This is a genomic window from Flavihumibacter petaseus NBRC 106054 (assembly GCF_000974785.1).
GTDB lineage: Bacteria > Bacteroidota > Bacteroidia > Chitinophagales > Chitinophagaceae > Flavihumibacter > Flavihumibacter petaseus.
Map to the genome: position 1 here is coordinate 897,062 of NZ_BBWV01000002.1, position 22,382 is coordinate 919,443.

Below are 22,382 nucleotides of genomic sequence, written 5' to 3' on the forward strand. Positions count from 1 at the left end.
TAGCGCATATCCTGAACTGATGGTTTGCCTATAGGTATGTGACAGGCGATAAAAAAACCGGTTTGAAGGGGTACCTGTCAAACCGGAAAGATATTAATGAAGTATGCAAACTATACCGCGTATTAAACCTTTGAGCCCATTATTGAACGCAGGAGCCCATTATTTGCCAGCTCCGGTAGGCAAAGCCAAACTACAAACTTCAAACTGTTTTTTCCCTATTGCTTCAGTTTCTTCACCGCTTCTATGATTTTCGGCATCACTTCAAACGCATCGCCAACAATACCATAGTCGGCCGCTTTGAAAAACGGTGCTTCCGGATCCTTGTTGATCACCACGATTGTCTTGCTGCGGTTCACCCCTGCGAGGTGCTGAATGGCGCCGGAAATACCCACGGCGATATAGAGATTCGGCGCGATAGCCCCGCCGGTTTGTCCAACGTGTTCATGATGCGGACGCCAGTGTGCATCGGCAACCGGCCGGCTGCAGGCAGTAGCGCCATGCAACAGCTTTGCAAGTTCTTCGATCATACCCCAGTTCTCCGGACCTTTCAAGCCGCGGCCACCGCTCACGACGATCTCTGCATCGGCAAGGGAAACTTCTCCTTTCAGCACATCGCGGCTTTCTACTTTGACTTTAGCGGCTGGAACAGCGACGGTGATTTTTTCCACCTGGGCTTCCCCGCTGCCGGATTCGGCACGAATCGCATTGGGACTCACGGTAACTATGCGCTGGGGGGTCTGAACAGCAACATGGGCAAAGGCCTTGCCGCTGAAAACTGCTTTCTTCACCACAAATCCATTCCCGGTATCCGGCAGGCTTACTGCACCGGTAACCAATCCCGCCTTAAGCCGCACTGAAAGGCGGGGTGCAATGGCCTTGCCGGTAAGGTTGGCAGACATCACCAGTGTGTCGGCACCGGCATTCCTGAAGGCCTCTGCAATAACGGTTGTGTACACCTGCGCATCCATGTCATTCAGTGCAGCATCATCCACCTGCTGGATTTTGGTCAATCCGTACTTTCCGAGGCTGCTCAGGTCATCGTCGGTTTGACCCAGCACCAGGCCCGCTGCAGTAGTATTCAGTTGTGCTGCCAGTTTTACGCCATAGGTAATGGCTTCAAAAGATGTCTTTTTGATCTTGCGTTCTGACTGATCGATAAATATGAGGACCATGATAATTGCTGTTTAAGTGGTGGATTAAAAAACCTTTGCTTCTTCGTGCAACAGGCGAACGAGCTCTTCGGGCTGATCTGCCGGAACGAGCTTCACGCCTGCTTTTGCAGGCGGCAGTTCAAATTTTTCGATGCTCGTCAGGCTGTCGACAGCTACAGGCTCAACCACTTTCAGGGGCTTGGACCTGGCGCCCATAATTCCCTTCATGTTGGGAATCCTTTGTTCCGCCACACCTTTCTGGCAACTGATCACAACGGGCAGGCTAGTGGAATCCGTTTCTTCCCCGCCCTCAATTTCGCGGATCACCCGAACGGCACCACCCTCGATATCTACTTTGGTTGCCAGCGACAAATAGGGGAGCTCAAGCAGTTCCGCCACCATTCCGCCGATTGATGCGCCATTAAAGTCGATGGTTTCTTTGCCCGTCAACACCAGGTCATAGCCGCCCTCTTTGGCCACTGCAGCAATCTGGCTGGCGATGGTATAGGCATCATGGCTATCTGTATTGATGCGGATCGCTTCATCTCCTCCCAGCGCAAGCGCTTTCCGGATAATAGGTTCTGCATCTGCAGCGCCCACCGTTACCAGGTGCAATACCGTGGCAGGGTCTTTCTCCTTGAATTCGATGGCACGCACCAGCGCATACCATTCATCATAAGGATTGATGATCCACTGAACACCATCCGCTGCAAATTTCCGGTTGTTATCGGTGAAGGCTATTTTTGCCGTCGTATCCGGCGTTTTACTGATACAAACTAAGATCTTCATATAGCAACAATTGGTAAGAATGAAAGTTGTTTATGCAACTAAGTTCTACAAATATAAAGGATGCGGCATAAGATCGGTCGCCGGGGAAAATATTTTTTAGAAATATGACGGACAGAATACAGAAAATACAGGAATTTCTGAAGGCCCAGCCCGATGATGCTTTTTTGCAGCATGCACTGGCGCTGGAATACATAAAAATGGGAGATGACACCAGTGCGCGGGCGCTGTTTGAGAAAATATTGGCGGCCCAGCCGGGATATGTTGGCAGTTATTATCACCTGGCAAAATTGCTGGAACGGTCTGGTGATCAGGATGAAGCTGTTCGCTGTTATGAACGGGGAATGGAAGCTGCAAAGGCGGCGGGTGACCAGCATGCGTTTAATGAATTGCGGTCAGCCTGGGAGGAACTTACTTACTGATGGCCGAAAGCTTGTTCCTGGGGATGCCGGGACGGGCATACCAGAAAATTACGCCGGCGAACATCATCACGCGGAACAGGAAATAGCTCCAGTAATTTATTTTCCAGGCGTCATTGATGTTTCCGACACCTTTAAAATAGATGTAGCAGATCTCTATGACGATGTAGATAAAGTTGTAAAACACAAAGCCGGTGATAAGCAGAAACCGGCTGCCGTATTTTCTCGTTTGCTGAAAGTCTGCCTTGGTATACATCAGGTAGAAAGCGGTCATGCCAACGATCACATACCAGATGGAAGGCAGCAATAAAGTCCAGGAATGTGCGCCAAAATCGCGCATGATAAAGAAAGTGGCAAACCAGACCAGCAATACTACGGATACGGTATATACCAGGAAGCGGTGATAACGGTTGATGTTCCATAAATAATAGAAAAAACCAAGGCCGCTCAGCGTATCAATATGCATGGTGAGGTTGGAGATGATATCATAGGCGGGGCTGGTAATCGGGTATACAAGGGTGATGAGAACAGTGAACAGGCTGTACAGCGCGTTGATCAGGATGAACCGCAGGGCTTTGTCGGTCCAGGCCTTTTTATAAAGCAGAAAGAAGATGATGCCGGCCAGAACGGCCAGAGTCAGGTTCTCAATTATATTGAATTGCGATGGCATTTCGTAAACAGGATTTGGATATATTGGTTAGCAAAGGCTAAAGTAATTGTAAACACCTACACTAAAAACGTAAAACTACGCGAATTAGTACGCGATTTTTTATTCATATGAATGATCTTGTACAAGCCTTTGATTTTTTTGTCGTCTCGGAAAAGATGTTCGGGAAGAAATCGCGCTTACTGGTAGGAGTTAGTGGTGGACTGGATTCTACGGTGCTTTGTCATGTACTCCGGGCAAACGGAAATAATTTTGAAATGGCCCATGTCAACTACCAGTTGCGTGGGGCTGAGAGTGAAAGGGATGCCGGTTTCGTGATGGCGCTGGCAGAGAAGCTGGGGGTACCCCTTCATTTTACGACGGTGGACATCGGAAATTTACCCAGGCCCACAGGAGTTTCCCTGCAGGAATTCGCAAGGATGATCCGGTACGACTGGTTGGAACAGCTGCATAGTAAAATTGACGGTTTCCCCTTCGATGCAATCCTAACGGCGCATCACGGGAACGATCAGGCGGAAACCATGCTGCTGAATTTTTTCAGGGGTACCGGGCTTGCCGGTCTGAAAGGTATTCCTACGCGACGCGGCCGGATCTGCCGTCCCCTTTTGTTTGCGGAGCGGCAACACCTGGAAGCCTATGCGCAGCAGAACGGCCTGGATTGGGTGGATGACAGTTCGAACGAGAGTGATAAATACCGGCGAAATTTTATCCGCCATGAAGTTTTGCCGTTGCTTACTACACAATATCCCGGCATTACGGGCACCCTGATGCGGGAAGCTGCGCTGTTCAGCGAGATGCGGGCTTTTTACGACAATGCCATGACGCGGCAGCTGCAGAAATGGCTGATCATAAAAGATGGCATTGAAAAGCTCCCTGTTCTGGCCCTGCAGAAAGCAAAGGGTGGGCGCGCGATATTTTTTGCTTGGCTGCAGGCCAAAGGGTTTTCATCATCGGAAATTGCTGCAGCGTGGGAGTTGACGAACAGCCAGACCGGCGCTTTCAGGCCAATGGGAACCTGGCGATTGTTACGCAACCGTGCCTGGATCGAGTTGCATGCAAGCACCGGCAATGATGATGGTGTATTGTTGATGGAAACCGGGTCGGGACACGCAACGATTGGTGGTTTGCCGGTACACTGGGCCCTGCGTGATTACAGCGGGGAGAAAATTCCGGCAGATGCCAGCGAAGCATGGCTTGACGCGGAGATGATTACGTGGCCGCTGCAGATCAGGCGCTGGAAAGCAGGCGACTATTTTTATCCGCTCGGCATGCCCAAAAAGAAAAAAGTAGCACGATTTCTGACTGATTGCAAACTCAGCCGGCAGCAAAAGGAAGCCACCCGGGTGGTGGAGAGCAACAAAAAGATCATTTGGCTGGCAGGTTTGCGAATCGATCACCGGTTTCGTATCACGGAGCACACCAAACAGGTGCTGGTGATCCGGTTTGGTTAGTAGTGTTATCGGGAAACCTGCTCCCAGAATTCCCGGAGTACATCCACATTTGCCATCAGTTTACCGGCGATGATCATGAACAATACACCGAAGATGGCACCGCTGAAGTGCGCACGGTGCCCGATATTGTCACCGCCCCGCTTTGACAGGTATACCGATATGGCGAGGAACAAAGCACCGAATACATATCCCCTGATCGGAATGGCAAAGAACAATTGAAGTTTTCTCGTTGGTTCCAGCATGATAAAGGCAAATATCACGGCAGACACTGCGCCGGATGCACCAAGTGCCCGGTAATTATAATTGTTGCGATAGGAAAAATAGTCAGGTATAACGGAAATGATCAGTGCCAGTACATAGAGCAGCAGGTACATCAGTTTGCCATAGCTTCCAAACAGGGCGGGAGAAGAGAAAAGATATCTTTCAATGTATTCTCCGAAAGAATACAGGGAAATCATGTTGAAGGCAAGGTGCATATAGTCGCCGTGAATGAGTCCGCCGGTCAGAAAGCGGTAATACTGGTTGCGGCTGTTGATCTCGGCGGGCCAGAAAAGCAGGTCTTCTTTCAGTTTGTCGCTGTTGAATGCAGCAAAGGATACGGCACAGGTAATGATAATGATCAGTAGCGTAATGCTAATCATGATGATATTTTTCGTTGCGTAAAATACTGCAAGCGCGGTAAACCTGCTCAGCTAAAATCAGCCGCACGATCTGGTGGGGAAAGACCAGGCGGGAAAGGCTCCAGACAAAGCCCGCTTTTTTCCGCAGCGATTCTTCCACGCCATAAGCGCCACCGATCAGGAAGATCAGTTGCCGGCAGCTTTCATTTGCTTTCTGCTGGATCAGTTGGGCAAGTTCCGGTGAACTGATGTTTTTTCCGCGTTCATCCAGCAGGCAGAGAAAATCACCTTTCTCCAGAAAATCTTCCACCAGCTTTGTTTCTGCTTTGCGGATCGCATCCGGTTCCGTGAATTTCGATGGCGGCAGGAGTTTCCATTCGCAGGGAAAATAGCGTTTGATCCTGTCTGTGAAATCGGCCACGGCTTCCCTGGTGGAAGTATCCTGTTGCCTGCCGATGGTCAGTAAAATGATTTTCACATTAACGCGTTAAGGTGGCAAATTACAGCGAACGGAGGAGTTCCAGTCCATCGGACCATGTTGTATATCCTGATGCCACATTGATATGACCTGCTTCGCCGATATTCACAAAACGGCTTCCCCATGCATCAGCGAATAACTTTGCGCGGTTGATGGTGACCCAGGGGTCGTTGGTGCTGGCTACCACGATGGAGGGAAAGGGCAGCGGTGATAATGGAATTGGCGCGAAGCCTGTTGCCGGGAAATCATACTGTGGTGTTTCAATATCACTGGGTGCCACCAGCAGGGCGCCCCGCACCGGTACCTTGTATGCGTTTGCCCAGTGGGCGATGGCCGTACAGCCGAGGCTGTGGCCGATCAGGATAACAGTGGCGGGATCGTGGCCGGCAACAGCCTGCTGAATATTGCTGACCCAGTCTTCACGGTCAGGTGCATCCCATTCCCGCTGGTTTATCCGCTGGAAACTGCCACCGGATTGTTCAAACCAGGTTTGCCAGTGTTCAGGGCCTGAATTACCCAGGCCGGGTACGATGAAATTGATCAGATTGCTTGCCATAGGCTGCAATGTATTCGCTTTCCGTTAACAGGCCATGGGCTTTATTTCAGGTAATTTTATTCCCTCAAAAAGTGTAACGATGAACAGAGTGAATTGCTGGAAGTGTATTGTGGTGCTTGCTGCCCTGTATGCATTGGCACAGCCCGTATTAGCTTAAGCGTACATCCATATTTGTCAGAAGGCGGAGCTGGTCTCCGCTTTTTTATTTGTCGCCGTCAACGCCATGATCGGGAAGCTTTCGGACAAACAAAAAGGACAAGAGGCGATGCCGTCTTGTCCTTTTTAGTGACTCCGTCAGGATTCAAACCTGAAACCTTCTGATCCGTAGTCAGATGCTCTATTCAGTTGAGCTACGGAGCCATTCCCCGTTAAGGGAGTGCAAAGATAGGAAAATTATTATTCCCACCAACAGAATCTTGCTTTTTAATAATGCCAGCGTACGAAAGCTTCCATGGCAGCATATTGGGTCAGTCCCAGTTGTGCATACAGCTTCGCGGTATTGCCGTTACGGTCTTCCGCACGTTGCCAGAATTCGCGGGAATCTGAACCCTGGAAGGGTACCATGTCTTTCTGCGACTGGTGAATGAAAATGCCGAAGCGTTTTTTCATTACCTGGTCGGGACTCATCGGGATCGCCATTTCGATTTCCTCGATATTCCATTCCTGCCATGCACCTTTGTACAACCAGACCCAGCAATCTTTTACCCAGTCATCTCCTGCGGCTTTCAGGCGACGCATGGATTCGAAAATGATGTCAAGGCATACTTTGTGGGTGCCGTGCGGATCGGCAAGGTCACCTGCGGCAAAAATCTGGTGGGGTTTTACTTCACGGAGCAGTGCCATAGTCAACGCTACGTCTTCTTCACCCATGGGTTTCTTTTCTACCCGTCCTGTTTCATAGAAAGGCAGGTTCTGGAAGTGAATATTTGCGTCTTTGATGCCCACATAGCGGCAGGTAGCTTTTGCTTCTCCTCGGCGGATCAATCCTTTGATGGAACGGATCTCCTGGGTGTCACTTTCACTGGGCTTCTTATGTGCGAGGAATTGCTGGGCCTGCGAAAGGATCTCACGGCTCTTGCTGGCGTCGATACCGGAGATTTCTTCAAATCCTACAGCGAAATCGATGAAACGGGTTACGAACTCATCGGTCACTGCAATATTGCCGCTGGTTTGATAAGCGACATGCACATCATGACCCTGGTCGTGAAGGCGCATGAACGTGCCACCCATGCTGATAATATCGTCGTCGGGGTGCGGGGAGAAGATCAGGCACCGTTTGGGATAGGGGATTGACCTTTCGGGGTGATTCGGTATAACGGCATTGGGTTTTCCGCCGGGCCAGCCGGTAATGCTGTCGCGCAGCAGGTAAAACACCTGCAGGTTGATCTCATAAGCATCGCCTTTTTCAACCAGGAGGTCGCCCAGGCCATGATCATTATAATCGCTGTTGGTTAAGCCGAGAACAGGTTTGCCGAGTTTGAGCGCCAGGTTCACGACAGCCTTTTTAACCATCAGGGAGGTCCATTCGATATCCCCGGTGAGCCAGGGGGAGCGGTACCGGGTCAGTTCGGCGGCAGCCATCTGATCCAGCACAAATACGGTATCATTATGCTGTTGCAGGATAGACGCGGGGATCTGCTCGGTAACATGTTCTTCCACGGCCTTCTGGATTACGGGAGCTTTCATGGGTCCCCAGGCCATCAGGTAGATCTTGCGGGCCTTCATGATCGTGTCGATACCCATGGTGACCGCCAGGCGGGGCACCTGGGAGATATTGGTGAATTCATAGGCATTCGCGATCCGTGTGGAATTGTCAAGCGTGATGAGGCGGGTACGGGAGAAACGGCTTGACCCTGGTTCGTTGAAGCCGATATGTCCGTTGTTACCGATGCCCAGGATCTGAACATCAATGCCGCCGGCCTGTTCGATCAGGTTGTCGTATTCCGCACAGAATTTCTTGATGGCATCTTTGGGCCATTCGCCATTCGGAATATGGATGTTGACCGGATCGATGTCAACATGGTTGAAAAGCTGTTCCCGCATATAACGGTTATAGCTTTGCAGCGCATCGTTATCAATAGGGAAATACTCGTCGAGGTTGAAAGTGATTACATTGGCAAAACTCAGGCCCTCTTCCCGATGGAGGCGTACGAGCTCGGCATAGATCGTTTTGGGAGAAGAGCCGGTTGCGAGGCCCAACACGCAATGCTTCCCTTCTGCCTGCTTTTGCCTGATCTGCGCAGCGATTTCCCTGGCAATAAATACTGATCCGAGTTTTAGACTGTCGAATATCCGGACGGGGATCTTCTCAAAAGAGTCTACCATGCTCATTTGCTTTCTGGTTTTAGTTTGAGTGTGCAAAATTATTGAATAGTGCGGGTACTGGTTCCTTTGTAACGCATAATTATTAAAAGAAAACCGATAATTGGCCCATCAAACGTTTGAGTGCTTTTATGGAATGGTACAACAGGTTGCGTGCGACCTGGTAATTGATGTTCATGATGGTGCTCACTTCCTCGTAACTGAGGTTCTGGTAATATTTGAGGTAGATGATCTCCTGCTGGCGGGCGCTGAGCTGGGTGAGCGCTTGTTTGACCTTGTTTTCCTGTTCTTTCTGGTGTTGCCTGTCGATCAGGAAATCTTCATGGCTGAGTTCAAACATGCTGTCTTCTGAATTCTCGCTGAGCGGGCTGTTCTGATCGCGCCCGAGCTGGCGGATGATCTTGTATTTCAATGCCCTGACAAGATAGGCTTTGATGGAGAGTTGCGGGGTGGCGGTCTGGTTTCGCCAGATATCCGAAAACAGTTCCTGGATGCAGTCTTCCACCAGTGCCGGATTGCGGCAAACCTTTACGCCATATTGAAAAAGCAAAGTATAATGGCCTGAAAAAAGCCTTCCAAGCGCTTCCTTATCTCCGTTAAGGAATGCATCCCATAGGTTAGTATCATCAGTCAAATGATCCAATAGCAGTCAGGGCTAAACTACGCATTTGGCGACATTTTCTCCCATACGAAAATTATTTTTTAAAAAAAACCTAAAATCATCATTACACGAAAGGATAATGCGGCACCTGATTACAGATTAATCTACCGACTATAGTATGGGACAACAATTTAATGACGTATCAGAACTGGTGACAGACCAGGGTTTTCTGGACTGGAGCCAGGGTGCAGTTACTGCGGAATCCGCAATTTTCAGGGAGTGGCTGGAAAATGACCTGGCCCATCACGCGATGGCACTGGAAGGCAAAAAACTCGTGGAATCGATTGTGCTTCAGGAAAAGCCACTGCCGGAGGGTCAGCTGGAAGCAGCGCTGAAAAGGCTGGCAGCCTCCATCAACACACAACAACACCAGGCCCCGGTTATCAGTATTGGCCGGGCCGTAAAACGCTGGTGGTGGGCAGCAGCCATGTTTGTATTGCTGGCAGGTGCCGGTCTCTTTATCTCAAAAATGAAACATCAACCCGTTCAAAGCGGCATCGCTGCCGGATACGGAGAATTGCTTGAACATGAATTGCCCGACGGTTCGATGGTTACGCTGAATGCGAACAGCCGGATTCATATCAGCGAAGGCTTCGAAAATAAAAAGGAAAGGGAAGTGTGGCTTACCGGCGAAGCATTCTTCCATGTGAAGAAGACGACTGATCACAAAAGGTTTGTAGTGCACACCGACCGGTTCGATATCGTAGTGACCGGTACACAATTCAATGTGGTGAACCGGGGTGATAAAACCAATGTATTGCTCACCGAAGGAAGCGTATTCCTGAAAATGCAGGACGGCAGGGAGCTGAAGATGGTGCCGGGTGATTTTGTGGAGCTGACCGGCGCCAATGACCCATCCCGTAAGCATGTAGCTGCTGAGAAAGTGCTTGCCTGGAAAGACAGGAAACTGGTATTTGAAAACACACCGCTCCATGAGGCAGTTCAGCAGATCATGGATCAGTATGGTGTAAAAATCCTGATCCCTGATCAGCAACTCGCCGATACTGCACAGGTATCCGGTATCGTGCCGAGTGACAATCTCGACCTGTTGTTAACACTGCTCGAAGAAGGTAATGGTCTGAAGGCAAGAAAAGAGAATGGTGTACTGGTTATTGAAAAGAAATCGCGATAACACAATACAAAACCAAACGACTCCCAAACTACTGCATTATGAGAAATGCTACCATCGCCAAAAAAATGCTATGGACGTTGCTCGCTGCCAACGTGGGTTATATAGCCGGGGCGCAGGCCCAGGACGGCTATGCACACCTGGCTGCCAACCGGACACCATTCAACAGAGATGCCGGCAACAACAACCAGAGCAACCTGCCTGCTGAAAAAACACTCTTTGACGTGTTAAAGGAACTCAATCAGAAGAAAGGAGTTTACTTCCTTTTTTCAAATCCTGAGCTGGCTAAAAAAACCATTACCACACCTGTTGACCTGAACAAAGATGTAGAGCGCGTACTGCGTGACGTACTGAAAAGCGCCGGACTGAAGTACAAAAAACTGTCGCCGAACACCTATGTGATCACCGACGGCAAGGATGAAAAGAAGACCAGTGATGCGCTTCCGCCGGCCATGGTGGATCAGCTGGCAGCCGGTCAACCGGATGTTTCCGTATTGAAGGCATTTGCTGAAACGATTACGGGTAGGGTAACAACAGCAACCGGACAACCTGTTGCCAATGCTTCCGTTGCAATTAAAGGTACCTCGCGGGGAACTTCAACCAATGAGAATGGTGTGTTCGCCATCCAGGCCGACAAGGGAGATATCATTATTATTTCTTCTGTCGGATATACCAGCCAGATGATCACCGTGGGAGAGGATAAGGATCTTGTAGTGTTCCTGGAAGCGGCAAATCAGCAGATGAACGAAGTGGTAGTTACCGCACTGGGTGTAAAAAAGGAAGCGCGCCGGCTGGGGTATTCTACTGCAAAAGTGGACGGTGACGAACTGACCAAGGCGAGGGAGATCAATGTCGGAAATGCCCTGGTGGGTAAGGTGGCCGGTGTAAACAGCACAGCTCCCTTAACCGGCCCCGGTGGCTCCAGCCGGGTAACTATCAGGGGGAATAGCTCATTAAATGTGAACGCAAACAACCAGCCGCTGTATGTAATTAATGGCATTCCCATGAACAACGACAACCTGGGTAGTGCCGGCAAGTGGGGTGGTGCAGATCTGGGTGACGGGCTCTCCAGCATCAACCCTGACGATATTGATGAAATGACCGTACTGAAAGGTGGTGCTGCGGCTGCATTGTACGGCCAGCGCGGCCGGAATGGTGTAATCCTGATTACAACAAAAAGCAGTAAAGGTAAAAAAGCACTGGGTATTGAATTTAACAGCAATGCCATGTGGGATAAAGCCAATGATTTCCGCGACTTCCAGACTACTTACGGGCAGGGAAAATATAATCTCAAACCTGAAACAGCTAATGCTGCCATGGAATCCGGATTGCTGTCCTGGGGTGCCAAACTGGATGGTACACCATCCTATATTTTTGATGGGTCGCAGCAGCCTTATACCTATGTTTCCGGCGACAATTACAAAGCGTTTTACAATACGGGCTCGACCTACAGCAATACCCTTGCGTTGTCAGGGGGAAGTGACAATGTGGGCTTCCGCCTGTCTTTCGGTGACGTCAGGAATAAGGGAATTTATCCCAATTCCAAATACAACAGGAACAATGTAAACCTTGATCTCAATTTTAAACTTAACGAGAAATGGTCAGGTATGGCGAATGTCACCTATGCGAAAGAGGTTGGACAAAATCGCACCGGACTAAGTGATGCTCCCGGCAATGGTAACTATGCCATCGGCTTTCTTCCACCAAACGTAAATGCCAATTTCCTTGCTCCGGGTTATGATGAAAGAGGAAAGGAGATTGAATTCAACGCCAGTGAATGGACGACCAATCCCTATTTCGCATCGGCAAAATTTGAAAACGATACCAGGAAAGACAGGATCCTTGGTGTTGCCGCACTTCGTTTTGCTCCTGTTGAATGGTTGTATTTCCAGGCAAGGATCGCCAATGATTTTTTCGCCTTCAATGCGCACCAGATCACACCAACCGGAACAGCCTATAAACCTGGCGGAGAATTGAACAATGAAAGTTCCAACACATTCAATGAAATGAATGCTGATTTGCTGGTTGGGTTTAACAAAGAGATCGTAAAGGATCTTACGCTGGGTATTACTGCCGGGGCAAACCTCCTCCGCATGAACGGTAAGAACATTGCGGTAAATGCAAACGGACTTGCCTTCCCTTACCTGTACAACCCCACTGCAGCTACTTCCAGGGGGGCTACAGTCTTCGAGCCGCGTCGTGAAGTGCAATCAATTTATGGCGCTGCAGAGCTTTCTTACCGGAATACATTCTTCCTTAATTTTTCTGACCGGAACGACTGGTCCAGTACCCTTCCCCCCGGGAATAATTCCTACAACTATCCCTCCATCAGTGGCGCATACATCTTTACGGAACATCTCAAATCAAGGATTCTGACATTTGGTAAAATAAGGGCAGGCTTTGCAAAAGTGGGAAGTGACGCAGCTCCCTATCAAACCAAACTTTACTATTCCACCAATGGTGCTGTTACCAGTCAGCCCATCGGCCAGATGCCGAACAGCATTCCCAATGCTGCACTCGAGCCACTGCAGGTTCAGGAACTTGAAATTGGTGCAGACGTGAAATTCTTTAACAACCGGCTGTTTGCAGAGTTCTCCTGGTATAACAAGCAAACACTCAACGATATTGTCAACGGAACAACATCCCTTACTTCCGGATATGCCGATGCGGTAGTAAACGTAGGTAAGCTGGAAAATAAAGGTGTTGAACTGATGGTGGGTGGTACACCAGTTAAAACCAAAAACTTCCGTTGGACCTCAACTTTCAATTATGCCAACAACAAGAGCAAGATTGTGAGTCTTGCTGAAGGGCAATATTTTATGGATATGGCCCAATCACGTACGGAATACGGATACATTCACCAGCGGGTTGGCCTGCCTTATGCCCAGGTAATGGGATTTGATTTCAAACGCAATGCAAAAGGCGACCTGGTATTGAATGGCAGCGGCTATCCGCTTCCTGCTGACACCCTGGTTGCACTGGGAACTGGTGTTCAGCCAATCACCGGTGGCTGGAGCAATGAATTTGTTTATAAGAACTGGGCCCTGGCTTTCCTGATCGATTTTAAATCCGGTGGCGTTATTTACTCCGGTACAGACGCCGTGGCATACTCCAGTGGATTGCACAAAAAGACACTGGAAGGTCGCGAAGAGGGAATTGATGTGTCTGGTGTGGATGAAGCGGGAAACCCCAAAACAGCTCATCTCAATGCACAAGACTACTATAATCAGTTGTTCAAAATTTCTGCCTTGCAGGTGAATGATGCGTCGTTTATCAAATTCCGATCCCTGTCGCTGAGCTATAATTTTCCTGCCAGGATCCTCAAGAACAAAGTGCAGGGATTGTCTATCTCACTCGTAGGCAGAAACCTCTTTTACATCAGCCGGAAAACGGACAATATCGATCCGGAGTCGAACTACAACAACTCTAATGCCCAGGGATTGGAATATGCCGCATTGCCCAGCGTACGGTCCTATGGCTTAAACCTGAACATCAAGTTCTAATCTGAGACATCAAAAAACTGAACGATGAAAGCAATTAATAAATTCATATTCACCGCTTCGCTTGCAGGAGTACTGATGGTTGCCGGTTGTACCAAGGATTTTGAAAGCCTGAATACCGACCGCAACGCTGTAACTTCAGAAGTGTACATACCGGTTTATAACCTGACAAGGGCCCAGCTGGAATATACCGGCAACAGTGATTTCAGTTATGAAACATGGCGCGTAAACATCATTTACTGCGGTATGATGATGCAGCAACTGGCCAATACCAGCTGGTATGCCGGTGATAAATATCTACAGAATGACGGTTGGGCCTCGTCTTATTTTGACGTTGCTTACCGCGACCAGGTAAAGTATGTATCTGACCTGATCGAAATCACTAAAGACAACCCCCTCTATGCGAACCTTCATCAGATAGGAAGAATCATTCGTGTGATGATTATGCACCGCATTACCGATTTGTATGGTGATGTTCCCTATTCACAGGCCGGACGGGGGTATTATGACCGTGTTTTTACGCCGCTTTATGATACCCAGGAGGCTATCTATGACGATATGCTGAAGGAACTTGAGTCAGCAGCAGCTGCTCTTGATCCCGCCGGAGATCAGCCTGGACCTGGTGATCTTATCTACAAGGGTCATGAACAGACTATTGAGAAATATAAGAAGCTGGCCTATTCTCTGATGTTAAGACTGGGGATGCGCCTGACCAGGGCCAAGCCTGATGCTGCCAGAGCCTGGGTAGAAAAAGCTGCTGCAGGTGGCGTGATCCTCAGCAATACAGACAATGCCTTCATCCTGCATGATGAATCCGGCGGCCGTTCAACCGTAAACCGCAACAGCAATATCCTGGCAGGAGAGTGGAGTGCCACTACCAACGGTGAAGTTTTCATTTCCCAGACCTTTGTTGATTTCATGAAAGACAATAACGACCCGCGTCTGCAATGGATCGGGAAGGTGAAATCCACGGGAAGTTCTGCGCTGGCGGATCAGATCGGGATGCCAAATGGCTATGATCAGAATGGTACTGCAACCGATATTAAGAACGCCCCGGATTTTCCAGATGATATCAACAATTACACTACTATCCGGGCAGACATACTCCTGAGCCTGTCGGGACCAACTTTCCTCGTTACTGCCGCACAGAGTAACCTTCTCCTGGCTGAGGCAGCCCAGCTTGGCTGGAGCGTTGGGGGCGATGCCGCCACCTACTACAGGAACGGGGTTAAAGCTTCCATGCAACAACTGGTCCAATACAACACCAGTGCTGTTATTACCGACGCTCAGGCTGATGCTTACCTCACCGCGCACCCTTATGATGGTGCAAACGGTGTTGAGCAGATCAGTACCCAATACTGGGCAGCCAACTTCCTCGACTGGTACGAAACATTCGCCAACTGGAGAAGAACAGGCTATCCGGAACTGGTACCTGTAAACTATATAGGAAACGCCACCGGCGGACAAATTCCGCGCCGCATGGTTTATCCATCTGCTGAAGCTTCAGCCAATGGTCAGAACCTGCAGGAAGCGATCAGCCGCCAGGGCGCCAATACCATGACCACAAAAGTCTGGTGGGATAAATAGGTTCTTTTCATCATTTCAGTCAAGTGACGAAGCCGCCTTTTAAGGCGGCTTCCATTTTTATATCACCTGCACAGTTCAGTAAACGGCAATATCTTTCCTGAAACAGACGCTATTTTCTATTCCTGCATACTGGCCATAGTTGGGGATCTGCTGATAGCCCGACTTCCGGTAAAGCGCAATCGCTTCAGGTTGCTTCTTCCCGGTTTCCAGCACACAATGCAAAACACCCGAATCCCTTGCCCAGGTTTCCAGTTCCTGCAATACCGCTGCCGCAACACCCCTTCCCCGGTACTCCGGCAGCACATACATTCTTTTAATTTCCACGCTTCCGGCATCAAAAGGCTTGAATGCACCGCAGCCGGCTGCACGGTCGCCAAGATATGCCACCACACAATGCTGCAGGGCAGCAATGGTGTTGAACTGATGGTAAAATGCATGATCCGCTCCGTCCCGCACCGCGAGGTCGGCATCCAGCAAACGAACCAGCGTTATAAAATCAGGATGGCCTGAGTCGCATCGGTGCAATCGCAATGGCTCCAGCTCAAGATGCAGGATGGGATAAGGTTTACCCATGCCATCGAACGGGTCCCGACTGACGGTCCTAAACCCCATTTTCTGATAAAAGGCGACGGCCTGGCTGTTTTGTTCGTTCACATCAACCTTACGGATCTTCCGGTCACGAACGGCAAAATCGAGTAGTTGCCTGCCATAGCCACGGCCAAAGGCTGCCGGATCGATGAACAGCATTTCTATTTTGTCTTCGCTGAGTCCCAGGAAGCCGCTGATCTGATCTTCCGGCGACCGCAAACAATACAGGTCCACTGCCTGCAGGTACTGCTGGCGGATCAGTGGTTTAAAGAAAAGGATATCATCTTCAGGTAAAAAATGATGGGAAGCCCTTACGGAGGCTTCCCACAGTTCTATAATGGCATCGTAATCGGCTTCCACAGCGGGTTGTATGGTGAAAGGCATATTACTGTTGTTTTGATCAGATAACTTCGATCTCATCTACAAACAGCCAGGCTTTTTTGCCTTCGCCGTTTGCGCCGGATGGAATCTCGCCAAAATTAACAGCTTTCAGTTTAATATACCGGGCCGCTCCATTGGGAACCTGTATGGACAGAAAACCCATATTGAAGTCCATTTGCAGAAAGGCAGAGGATTTTCCGGCTGGTTTCCATTCTTTACCGTCATTGGATGTCCACAGTTCGAGACTGGTCGGCGCATACACCCAGGAGCCTTTAGCGGCAATGGTATGCAGGTTTACATTGGTGAATTGCTGCACCGCGCCCATATCGATCACTGCTTCAAAATCTTCACCATGCCAGCCCAGCCATTCGGGACTGCTCATGCCTTTGTCTGAACGCAGGCCGTTCACCAGTCCGAATGCACCGCCCTGTCCGCCGTAATTTTTAGATGGGGGAGTGGTAACCTGGATCTTTTTTCCCGTCGCCTTGTTGACGTTGAAATGGAAATTGGCGGGTGCGCCTACAGTTTTTCCACCCATTTCATTCCATGCCGTCAGCAGCCCGCTTTCCGTGATCACCAGCGGTTTCGCATAATGGTTCTTTTTGCCCACCGCTTTGCCGTCTGCAGTGAACTGGTAACTGGCCTGTACATCTGGTGCAACGGATTCCAGGGTTAACTGTACACCCTTGTTATTGCCTGTTTCACCAACCGTGCCTTTGGTATCAAAATAGGCTTTGCTGTAATTGGCTCCCCACTGGTCATAACGATGCATCAATGTAGGTACTTTCTGTTCGAATTGTTTCCAGTTTCTTTTATCCTTTGGTGACCATAGCAGTTCGCTCAGGGCGGCGAGCCTGGGGAAGATCATGTATTCCACTTTCCTGGGATTGTTCATATACTCCGTCCACACATTTGCCTGCGCGCCAAGGATAAAATCGTTTTTGTCTGCCGGAAGTTCGGCAGGGATCGGCTCGTATCCGTAGATCTCTTCCAGTGGTGTAAAGCCGCCGATGGTTACGCTGTCTTCATTACGGCTCTGGCTGTGATCGAGGTAAACATAGTTGCCCGGCGTCATGATGGCCTGGTGGTTTTCTTTCGCAGCTGCAATACCGCCTTCTTCACCGCGCCAGCTCATCACCAGTGCGTTGGGCGCAAGGCCACCTTCCAGGATCTCATCCCAGCCGATAATATTCCGCCCTTTGGAATTGATGTATTTTTCCATGCGGCCGATAAAATAGCTCTGCAGGCCATGTTCATCCTTCAATCCTTTTTCTTTGATCAGCTGCTGGCAGAATTCCGAACGTTTCCAGTTTTCTTTGGGGCATTCATCTCCGCCGATATGAATGTATTTTGACGGGAAAAGCGCCAGCACTTCATCCAGCACATTTTCGAGGAATTTGAAAGTGTTCTCGGAAGGAACGAATACATCGTCATAAACACCCCAGCTCTGGATCACCTGCTTACCTGTGGAGTCACCGGCCCAGGCTGAAGCCTTGGGGTAATACCGGATCGTAGGTTCATCCGGAAAACAGCTCAGTTCAGGGTAGGCGGCAATTGCTGCAGAAGCATGCCCCGGCATTTCTATTTCCGGGATGATGGTCACATAGCGGTCTGCGGCATACTTCACGATCTCGCGGATTTCATCCTGGGTGTAGAAACCTCCGCGGCGGATATTGTCATTTCCTGTACCGGGGAATCTGCCGATGACGGTACCGTTGCGCCAGGCACCCACTTCCGTGAGCCGGGGATATTTTTTGATTTCGATCCGCCAGCCCTGGTCTTCGGTCAGGTGCCAGTGAAAATAGTTCAGCTTGTGAAAGGCGATATAGTCAATATAGCGCTTTACAAAGTCCTTGCCCATAAAGTGACGGCCTTCGTCGAGATGAAGCCCGCGGTATTCAAAACGCGGATAATCTTTGATGTTTACATAGGCAAGGGAAAGATTTTTCGGTTTCCCTTCAGCAGGAAGCAATTGCAGCAACGTCTGTACACCGTAGAAAACCCCTGTTTCATTGTCGCCGGCGATATAAACGCCCTTCTGATTCACCTGCAGGTTATAGGCACCTTCCAGTTTGTACTCAATTTTTTCATAATTGAGTACAATACCGTTTCCTGAGCCGGTTTCCACTTTCAGTTCGAAGCCGTAAATCTTTTTCAGGTAGTCATTGAGGTAACGGGCGGATTTTTCCAGTCCGGACCCATCCAGGAAGATTTTGGTGGAAGGCGTAATGGTGTACCTGGCAGCAATACGTGGCTGGATCATTGATGCCGGTTCAGGTACGATATGTACCGGTTGAGCCTGCAAAATAGTCACAAGGCCGGAAGTCACGGCAAGCAAAACGAAAAATTTGCGCATGGGGATATTTGTTATATATGGTAGTTTATTCCAGAACGGGAAGGATAATGGCCGAAGGATGCATTGAATCGTGGAGAATGGTAATCTCCGCAGGTTTGAAATCGCTGTCTTTGGCCTGGTAAATATTCATGAATTGCTGTGGATTACGGTCCATCAGCGGGAACCAGCTGCTTTGGATCTGGATCATCAGGCGGTGTCCCTTTTTAAAAGTGTGTGCTACATCAGGAAGGTTGAAAGTGACCTGGTCGGGCTGGTTGGGTTTAAAAGGAACGGGGTTGGAAAAGCTTTTGCGGAATTTTCCGCGCATGATCTCGCCGCGAACCAGCATCTGGTACCCTCCCATGGGATAGTCTTTATCTTCTTCATGGTCATCGGCGTAAACGAATTCATCTGGAAAAACATCAATCAGTTTCACCACAAAATCGGCATCAGTGCTGCTGATGGCCACATGCAGATCGGCGGTGAGCACTCCGCCAAGCGTCAGGTCCCTGTCAAGCGCCTCGGTCTGAAACGTGATCACATCCGGTCTCCGTGAAGCAAAGCGCTGATCGTCGGTCATGTATTCCCGCGTGCGGTTGAAGTGGACGTCTTCCGTATAGGGCACTGGTTTGGCCGGGTTGCTGGTATAAGTAGTGCCTGCTTTTGCTGACAGGGGCTTGGTCCAGGCCAGTAGTCCGTTGGGCAAAAGATAAAGGGAACGCTGCCGGCTGTTGGCAGGCGGCCATGTTTTGAAGGTTTGCCATTCATTGCGCCCGGTAAAAAATATCGTTGCTTCCGCGAGGCTGTCCATTGTACCTTTTCCTTTGAGGTGGTAGTTGAAGAAGGGTAGTTCCACCTGGTTCTGGTACCATTCGGAGGTGCGGCTGCCAAAACGGATATTGCCGAGGCTGCTGCCATCCCCGCGGCCGCCCCACTGGCCATGGAACCATGGGCCCATCACCAGGCGGTTGTCGGTACCGGGACTTTGTTTTTCGATTGCCTTATAGAGGTTCCAGGCGCCAAAGCAGTCTTCGGCATCAAACAGTCCGCCGACGACCAGCATGGCGGGTTTGATATTAAACATCGCGGTCCTGGCGTCGCGTGCCATCCAGAAACTGTCGTAATTGGGATGGTTGTACAGGTCTTTCCAGAAAGCGATACTGTCACCAGTAAGCTTCATGAAGTTGGGCAGTGCACCAATGTTGAGAAAGGTCTGGTAATTGTCGTTCCTGGGAATGATCAGTGCGTTACGGGGTCCAACGGTTGTGGGTAACGGCCTGGGATAACCGAAGCCGCCGGCATAGAAATTAAACCCGTCCATCAGGCTGAGTGCACCATTGTGATGAAAGTCATCACCCATGAACCAATCGGTGACCGGCGCCTGCGGGCTGACTGCCTTCAGTGCGGGGTGGCCGCTTGCTGCAGCCATGGTACTGTAGAAGCCCGGATAGGAGATGCCGAATACACCGACCCTTCCATTGTTGCCGGCAACATTTGCCAGGAGCCAGTCGATGGTATCGTAGGTGTCACTTGCTTCGTCGGTTTCTTTGCCTTTTTTGTTTTTGTTAAAGGGACGCACATCCTCGAAGTTGCCTTCACTCATCCATCTTCCCCGCACATCCTGCAACACGATGATGTACCCTTCGCGGAAATAGTAACGCCAGTAGGGGTCCCACAGGTTTCGCCATCTGGTGCTGCCATAGGGCGCGCAGGAATAGGGCGTCCTGTTCATGAGGACCGGATGTTTTTCCGTTTTGTCGCGGGGCGCATAGATCGTTGTAAACAGTTTGATCCCATCCCGCATGGGAATGTAGGTTTCTGTTTTGGTGTAATTGTCGCGGATCCATGCGGAGTCCTGTAAATTCTGGGATTGCGCTAAAATTGAGGCAGGAATGAGCAAAAAGCAACATGCTGCGAATAGCACTCTAATCATGGTAGCCCTTTATTGTATTGACTAGTTATAAATGTAAAGAAATGATTGCTGAATTGGCTTAATTTGACGCCCAAATTAGATGATATGCTGATCAGGAGAAAATTTTTGCAGCAGGGGATCCTGGGATCGCTTGGCGTGCTGCTGGCAAGGAAAGGCGCTGCGGCTGTTCCTGCAACTGAACCTGCGGCAGCCAGGAATGCTGAAGCGGGTAAACCCATTGTCATTTCTACCTGGGCGCCGAATGCGAAGGCAAATGCCGCAGCCTGGAAAGTACTGGCTGCTAACGGAAGTGCCCTGGATGCCTGCGAACAGGGTGTCTGGGTTCCGGAAGCCGATCCTAACGATACCAGCGTTGGTTATGGCGGTTACCCCGACCGCGATGGCAGGGTGACGGTGGATGCCTGTGTAATGGATGAAAACGGCAATTGCGGCGCGGTGATGTGCCTCGAACATATCCTGCATCCTGTTTCGGTTGCCCGCAAGGTGATGGAAAAAACGCCCCATGTGCAACTGGTAGGGGCAGGTGCTTTGCAGTTTGCGCTGTCACAGGGTTTTGAAAAAGTGAACCTGCTGACACCTGAATCGGAGAAAGCCTGGAAGAACTGGTTGAAGACTTCAAAATACGACCCGATGATCACCGTGGAGGAACGTACGCAGAAGAGTAAGAAGATGCTTAATCACGACACTATCGGCATGGTGGCGCTTGACGGCAAGGGTAACCTGAGTGGCGCCTGCTCCACCAGCGGGATGGCTTTCAAAATGGCGGGCAGGGTTGGGGATTCTCCCATTATCGGTGCGGGTCTGTTTGTTGACAATGAAGTGGGTGCTGCTTCCTGTACGGGCGTGGGGGAGGAGATCGTAAAGATCTGTGGAGCACATGTGATCGTTGAAATGATGCGCAACGGGCTGTCACCGGAAGAGGCCTGTAAAAAAGCGTGCGAGCGGATCATCAAAAGGAACGGTCTTGAAAAATCAAAGAACCTGCAGGCAGGATTTGTAGCGGTGAACAAGGCGGGTGAAGTAGGTGGCTATTCTGTTGCCGCCGGTTTCAACTATGCCGTTCATGATGCCAACGGCGCGCGCATCATAGATGCCAAACACGTTTTATAATGTCGTTATGGAAAGTATTCTGGAGATCATCGCTTTCGACCTGGAGAGTTGCCGCCTGATTGAAAAGCATGGCGGTAACCGGATTGAACTTTGTGCCAATCCGCATGAAGGCGGAACTACCGTCAGTTACGGGATGATGCGTGCAGCAAGGGAAGCAACTACGCTGCCCATTTTTCCGATCATTCGTCCCCGCGGTGGCAATTTCCATTATTCGGAATCAGAGATCGATATCATGATGCAGGATATCCGGCTGGCCAGGGACACGGGGCTGGATGGTGTGGTGATCGGTGTACTGGATGCAGCGGGTGCTGTTGACTATGACAAGACGGCAAGAATGGTGGAGCTGGCCTATCCGATGGAGGTCACCTTTCATCGTGCATTTGATGAGATAGCAGATTATCTTCCTGCGCTGGAAACCATTATCCGGGCTGGTTGCAACCGTATTCTGACGTCAGGCGGTGCACCGACTGCGCCGGAAGGCATCGATCGGCTGAAAGCCTGTGTTCAGTCAGCAGATGGCCGGATCATCATCCTGCCGGGAGCGGGGATCCGTTCCCATAATATCGGGCAGTTAAAAACCGGACTGGGATTGTCGGAGTTCCATAGTTCTGCCAGAAAGCTGGATGAAAAAACGGGAACCTATTCCGTGGATGTTCACGAAATCATCGCATTGAGGGCTGCCGTCGACGCTTGATGCAGCATAAAAAA

At 50.0% G+C, this 22,382-nt stretch carries 18 protein-coding genes and 1 tRNA gene; 7 read left to right on the forward strand and 12 right to left on the reverse strand.

The genetic code is table 11. The features are described 5' to 3' along the window. Positions 1 to 215: 215 nt before the first annotated feature. Positions 216 to 1,172: an electron transfer flavoprotein subunit alpha/FixB family protein gene (locus FPE01S_RS13805; RefSeq protein WP_046369521.1), complete on the reverse strand. Its 957-nt coding sequence runs from the start codon at positions 1,170 to 1,172 to the stop codon at positions 216 to 218. A 24-nt stretch (positions 1,173 to 1,196) separates the two neighbouring features. Further along, a complete protein-coding gene (locus FPE01S_RS13810) occupies positions 1,197 to 1,940 on the reverse strand; it encodes an electron transfer flavoprotein subunit beta/FixA family protein (protein WP_046369522.1) in 744 nt (247 codons plus the stop codon). 104 nt (positions 1,941 to 2,044) lie between these two features. Here FPE01S_RS13810 and FPE01S_RS13815 point away from each other — a divergent pair, with 104 nt between their 5' ends. Next, entirely contained in the window at positions 2,045 to 2,359 is a 315-nt protein-coding gene (locus FPE01S_RS13815) for a tetratricopeptide repeat protein (RefSeq protein ID WP_046369523.1), read from the forward strand. Here the strand turns inward: FPE01S_RS13815 and FPE01S_RS13820 are convergent. Beyond that, positions 2,349 to 3,026: a hypothetical protein gene (locus tag FPE01S_RS13820; protein ID WP_046369524.1), complete on the reverse strand. Its 678-nt coding sequence runs from the start codon at positions 3,024 to 3,026 to the stop codon at positions 2,349 to 2,351. The genes FPE01S_RS13815 and FPE01S_RS13820 overlap by 11 nt on opposite strands. A gap of 107 nt (positions 3,027 to 3,133) precedes the next feature. Here FPE01S_RS13820 and tilS point away from each other — a divergent pair, with 107 nt between their 5' ends. Continuing rightward, positions 3,134 to 4,474 carry a tRNA lysidine(34) synthetase TilS gene (gene tilS, locus FPE01S_RS13825; protein ID WP_046369525.1) on the forward strand — a complete coding sequence of 447 codons (1,341 nt, stop codon included), beginning with the start codon at positions 3,134 to 3,136 and terminating at the stop codon, positions 4,472 to 4,474. Between the two features lie 5 nt (positions 4,475 to 4,479). On the opposite strand, the gene FPE01S_RS13830 is transcribed toward tilS, so the two are convergent. From FPE01S_RS13830 to FPE01S_RS13855, 6 genes are all read right to left on the reverse strand, one after another. After that, positions 4,480 to 5,115, reverse strand: a complete 636-nt coding sequence (locus FPE01S_RS13830) for a rhomboid family intramembrane serine protease (RefSeq protein ID WP_052955777.1) — start codon at positions 5,113 to 5,115, stop codon at positions 4,480 to 4,482. Further along, positions 5,108 to 5,572, reverse strand: a complete 465-nt coding sequence (locus FPE01S_RS13835) for a 23S rRNA (pseudouridine(1915)-N(3))-methyltransferase RlmH (RefSeq protein ID WP_046369526.1) — start codon at positions 5,570 to 5,572, stop codon at positions 5,108 to 5,110. The genes FPE01S_RS13830 and FPE01S_RS13835 overlap by 8 nt, the downstream gene beginning before the upstream one ends. A 22-nt stretch (positions 5,573 to 5,594) precedes the next feature. Next, the gene (locus FPE01S_RS13840) at positions 5,595 to 6,128 is read right to left on the reverse strand and encodes an RBBP9/YdeN family alpha/beta hydrolase (protein WP_046369527.1); all 534 of its coding nucleotides are present in this window, start codon (positions 6,126 to 6,128) and stop codon (positions 5,595 to 5,597) included. A 286-nt stretch (positions 6,129 to 6,414) separates the two neighbouring features. Next, a tRNA-Arg gene (locus FPE01S_RS13845) sits at positions 6,415 to 6,488 on the reverse strand. 63 nt (positions 6,489 to 6,551) lie between these two features. Then, complete coding sequence (gene nagB / locus FPE01S_RS13850; RefSeq protein WP_281176209.1) at positions 6,552 to 8,489, reverse strand: glucosamine-6-phosphate deaminase; 1,938 nt, start codon at positions 8,487 to 8,489, stop codon at positions 6,552 to 6,554. A 46-nt stretch (positions 8,490 to 8,535) separates the two neighbouring features. Then, positions 8,536 to 9,084 (reverse strand): RNA polymerase sigma factor, encoded by a 549-nt coding sequence (locus FPE01S_RS13855; protein ID WP_046369529.1) that lies wholly within the window; start codon positions 9,082 to 9,084, stop codon positions 8,536 to 8,538. A gap of 145 nt (positions 9,085 to 9,229) precedes the next feature. Here FPE01S_RS13855 and FPE01S_RS24945 point away from each other — a divergent pair, with 145 nt between their 5' ends. From FPE01S_RS24945 to FPE01S_RS13870, 3 genes are read left to right on the forward strand one after another with little or no spacing between them, the layout of a single operon-like run. Then, positions 9,230 to 10,243 (forward strand): FecR family protein, encoded by a 1,014-nt coding sequence (locus FPE01S_RS24945; RefSeq protein ID WP_052955779.1) that lies wholly within the window; start codon positions 9,230 to 9,232, stop codon positions 10,241 to 10,243. 38 nt (positions 10,244 to 10,281) lie between these two features. Further along, positions 10,282 to 13,743: a SusC/RagA family TonB-linked outer membrane protein gene (locus FPE01S_RS13865; protein WP_052955780.1), complete on the forward strand. Its 3,462-nt coding sequence runs from the start codon at positions 10,282 to 10,284 to the stop codon at positions 13,741 to 13,743. A gap of 24 nt (positions 13,744 to 13,767) precedes the next feature. Next, positions 13,768 to 15,327, forward strand: a complete 1,560-nt coding sequence (locus FPE01S_RS13870; RefSeq protein ID WP_046369530.1) for a SusD/RagB family nutrient-binding outer membrane lipoprotein — start codon at positions 13,768 to 13,770, stop codon at positions 15,325 to 15,327. 75 nt (positions 15,328 to 15,402) lie between these two features. Here the strand turns inward: FPE01S_RS13870 and FPE01S_RS26250 are convergent, their stop codons facing one another. Genes FPE01S_RS26250 through FPE01S_RS13885 form a run of 3 tightly spaced genes read right to left on the reverse strand, consistent with a single transcriptional unit; the run spans position 15,403 to position 20,564 of the window. After that, the gene (locus tag FPE01S_RS26250) at positions 15,403 to 16,299 is read right to left on the reverse strand and encodes a GNAT family N-acetyltransferase (RefSeq protein ID WP_245624001.1); all 897 of its coding nucleotides are present in this window, start codon (positions 16,297 to 16,299) and stop codon (positions 15,403 to 15,405) included. Positions 16,300 to 16,315: 16 nt separating this feature from the next. Continuing rightward, positions 16,316 to 18,652: a glycoside hydrolase family 20 protein gene (locus FPE01S_RS13880; RefSeq protein WP_046369531.1), complete on the reverse strand. Its 2,337-nt coding sequence runs from the start codon at positions 18,650 to 18,652 to the stop codon at positions 16,316 to 16,318. Positions 18,653 to 18,677: 25 nt separating this feature from the next. Continuing rightward, a complete protein-coding gene (locus FPE01S_RS13885) occupies positions 18,678 to 20,564 on the reverse strand; it encodes a CocE/NonD family hydrolase (protein ID WP_046369532.1) in 1,887 nt (628 codons plus the stop codon). A gap of 84 nt (positions 20,565 to 20,648) precedes the next feature. Between FPE01S_RS13885 and FPE01S_RS13890 the strand changes: the two genes are divergently transcribed. Both FPE01S_RS13890 and FPE01S_RS13895 read left to right on the forward strand, forming a co-directional pair. Then, positions 20,649 to 21,674: an isoaspartyl peptidase/L-asparaginase family protein gene (locus FPE01S_RS13890; RefSeq protein WP_046369533.1), complete on the forward strand. Its 1,026-nt coding sequence runs from the start codon at positions 20,649 to 20,651 to the stop codon at positions 21,672 to 21,674. A gap of 7 nt (positions 21,675 to 21,681) precedes the next feature. After that, the gene (locus FPE01S_RS13895) at positions 21,682 to 22,368 is read left to right on the forward strand and encodes a copper homeostasis protein CutC (protein WP_052955781.1); all 687 of its coding nucleotides are present in this window, start codon (positions 21,682 to 21,684) and stop codon (positions 22,366 to 22,368) included. Positions 22,369 to 22,382: the final 14 nt, after the last annotated feature.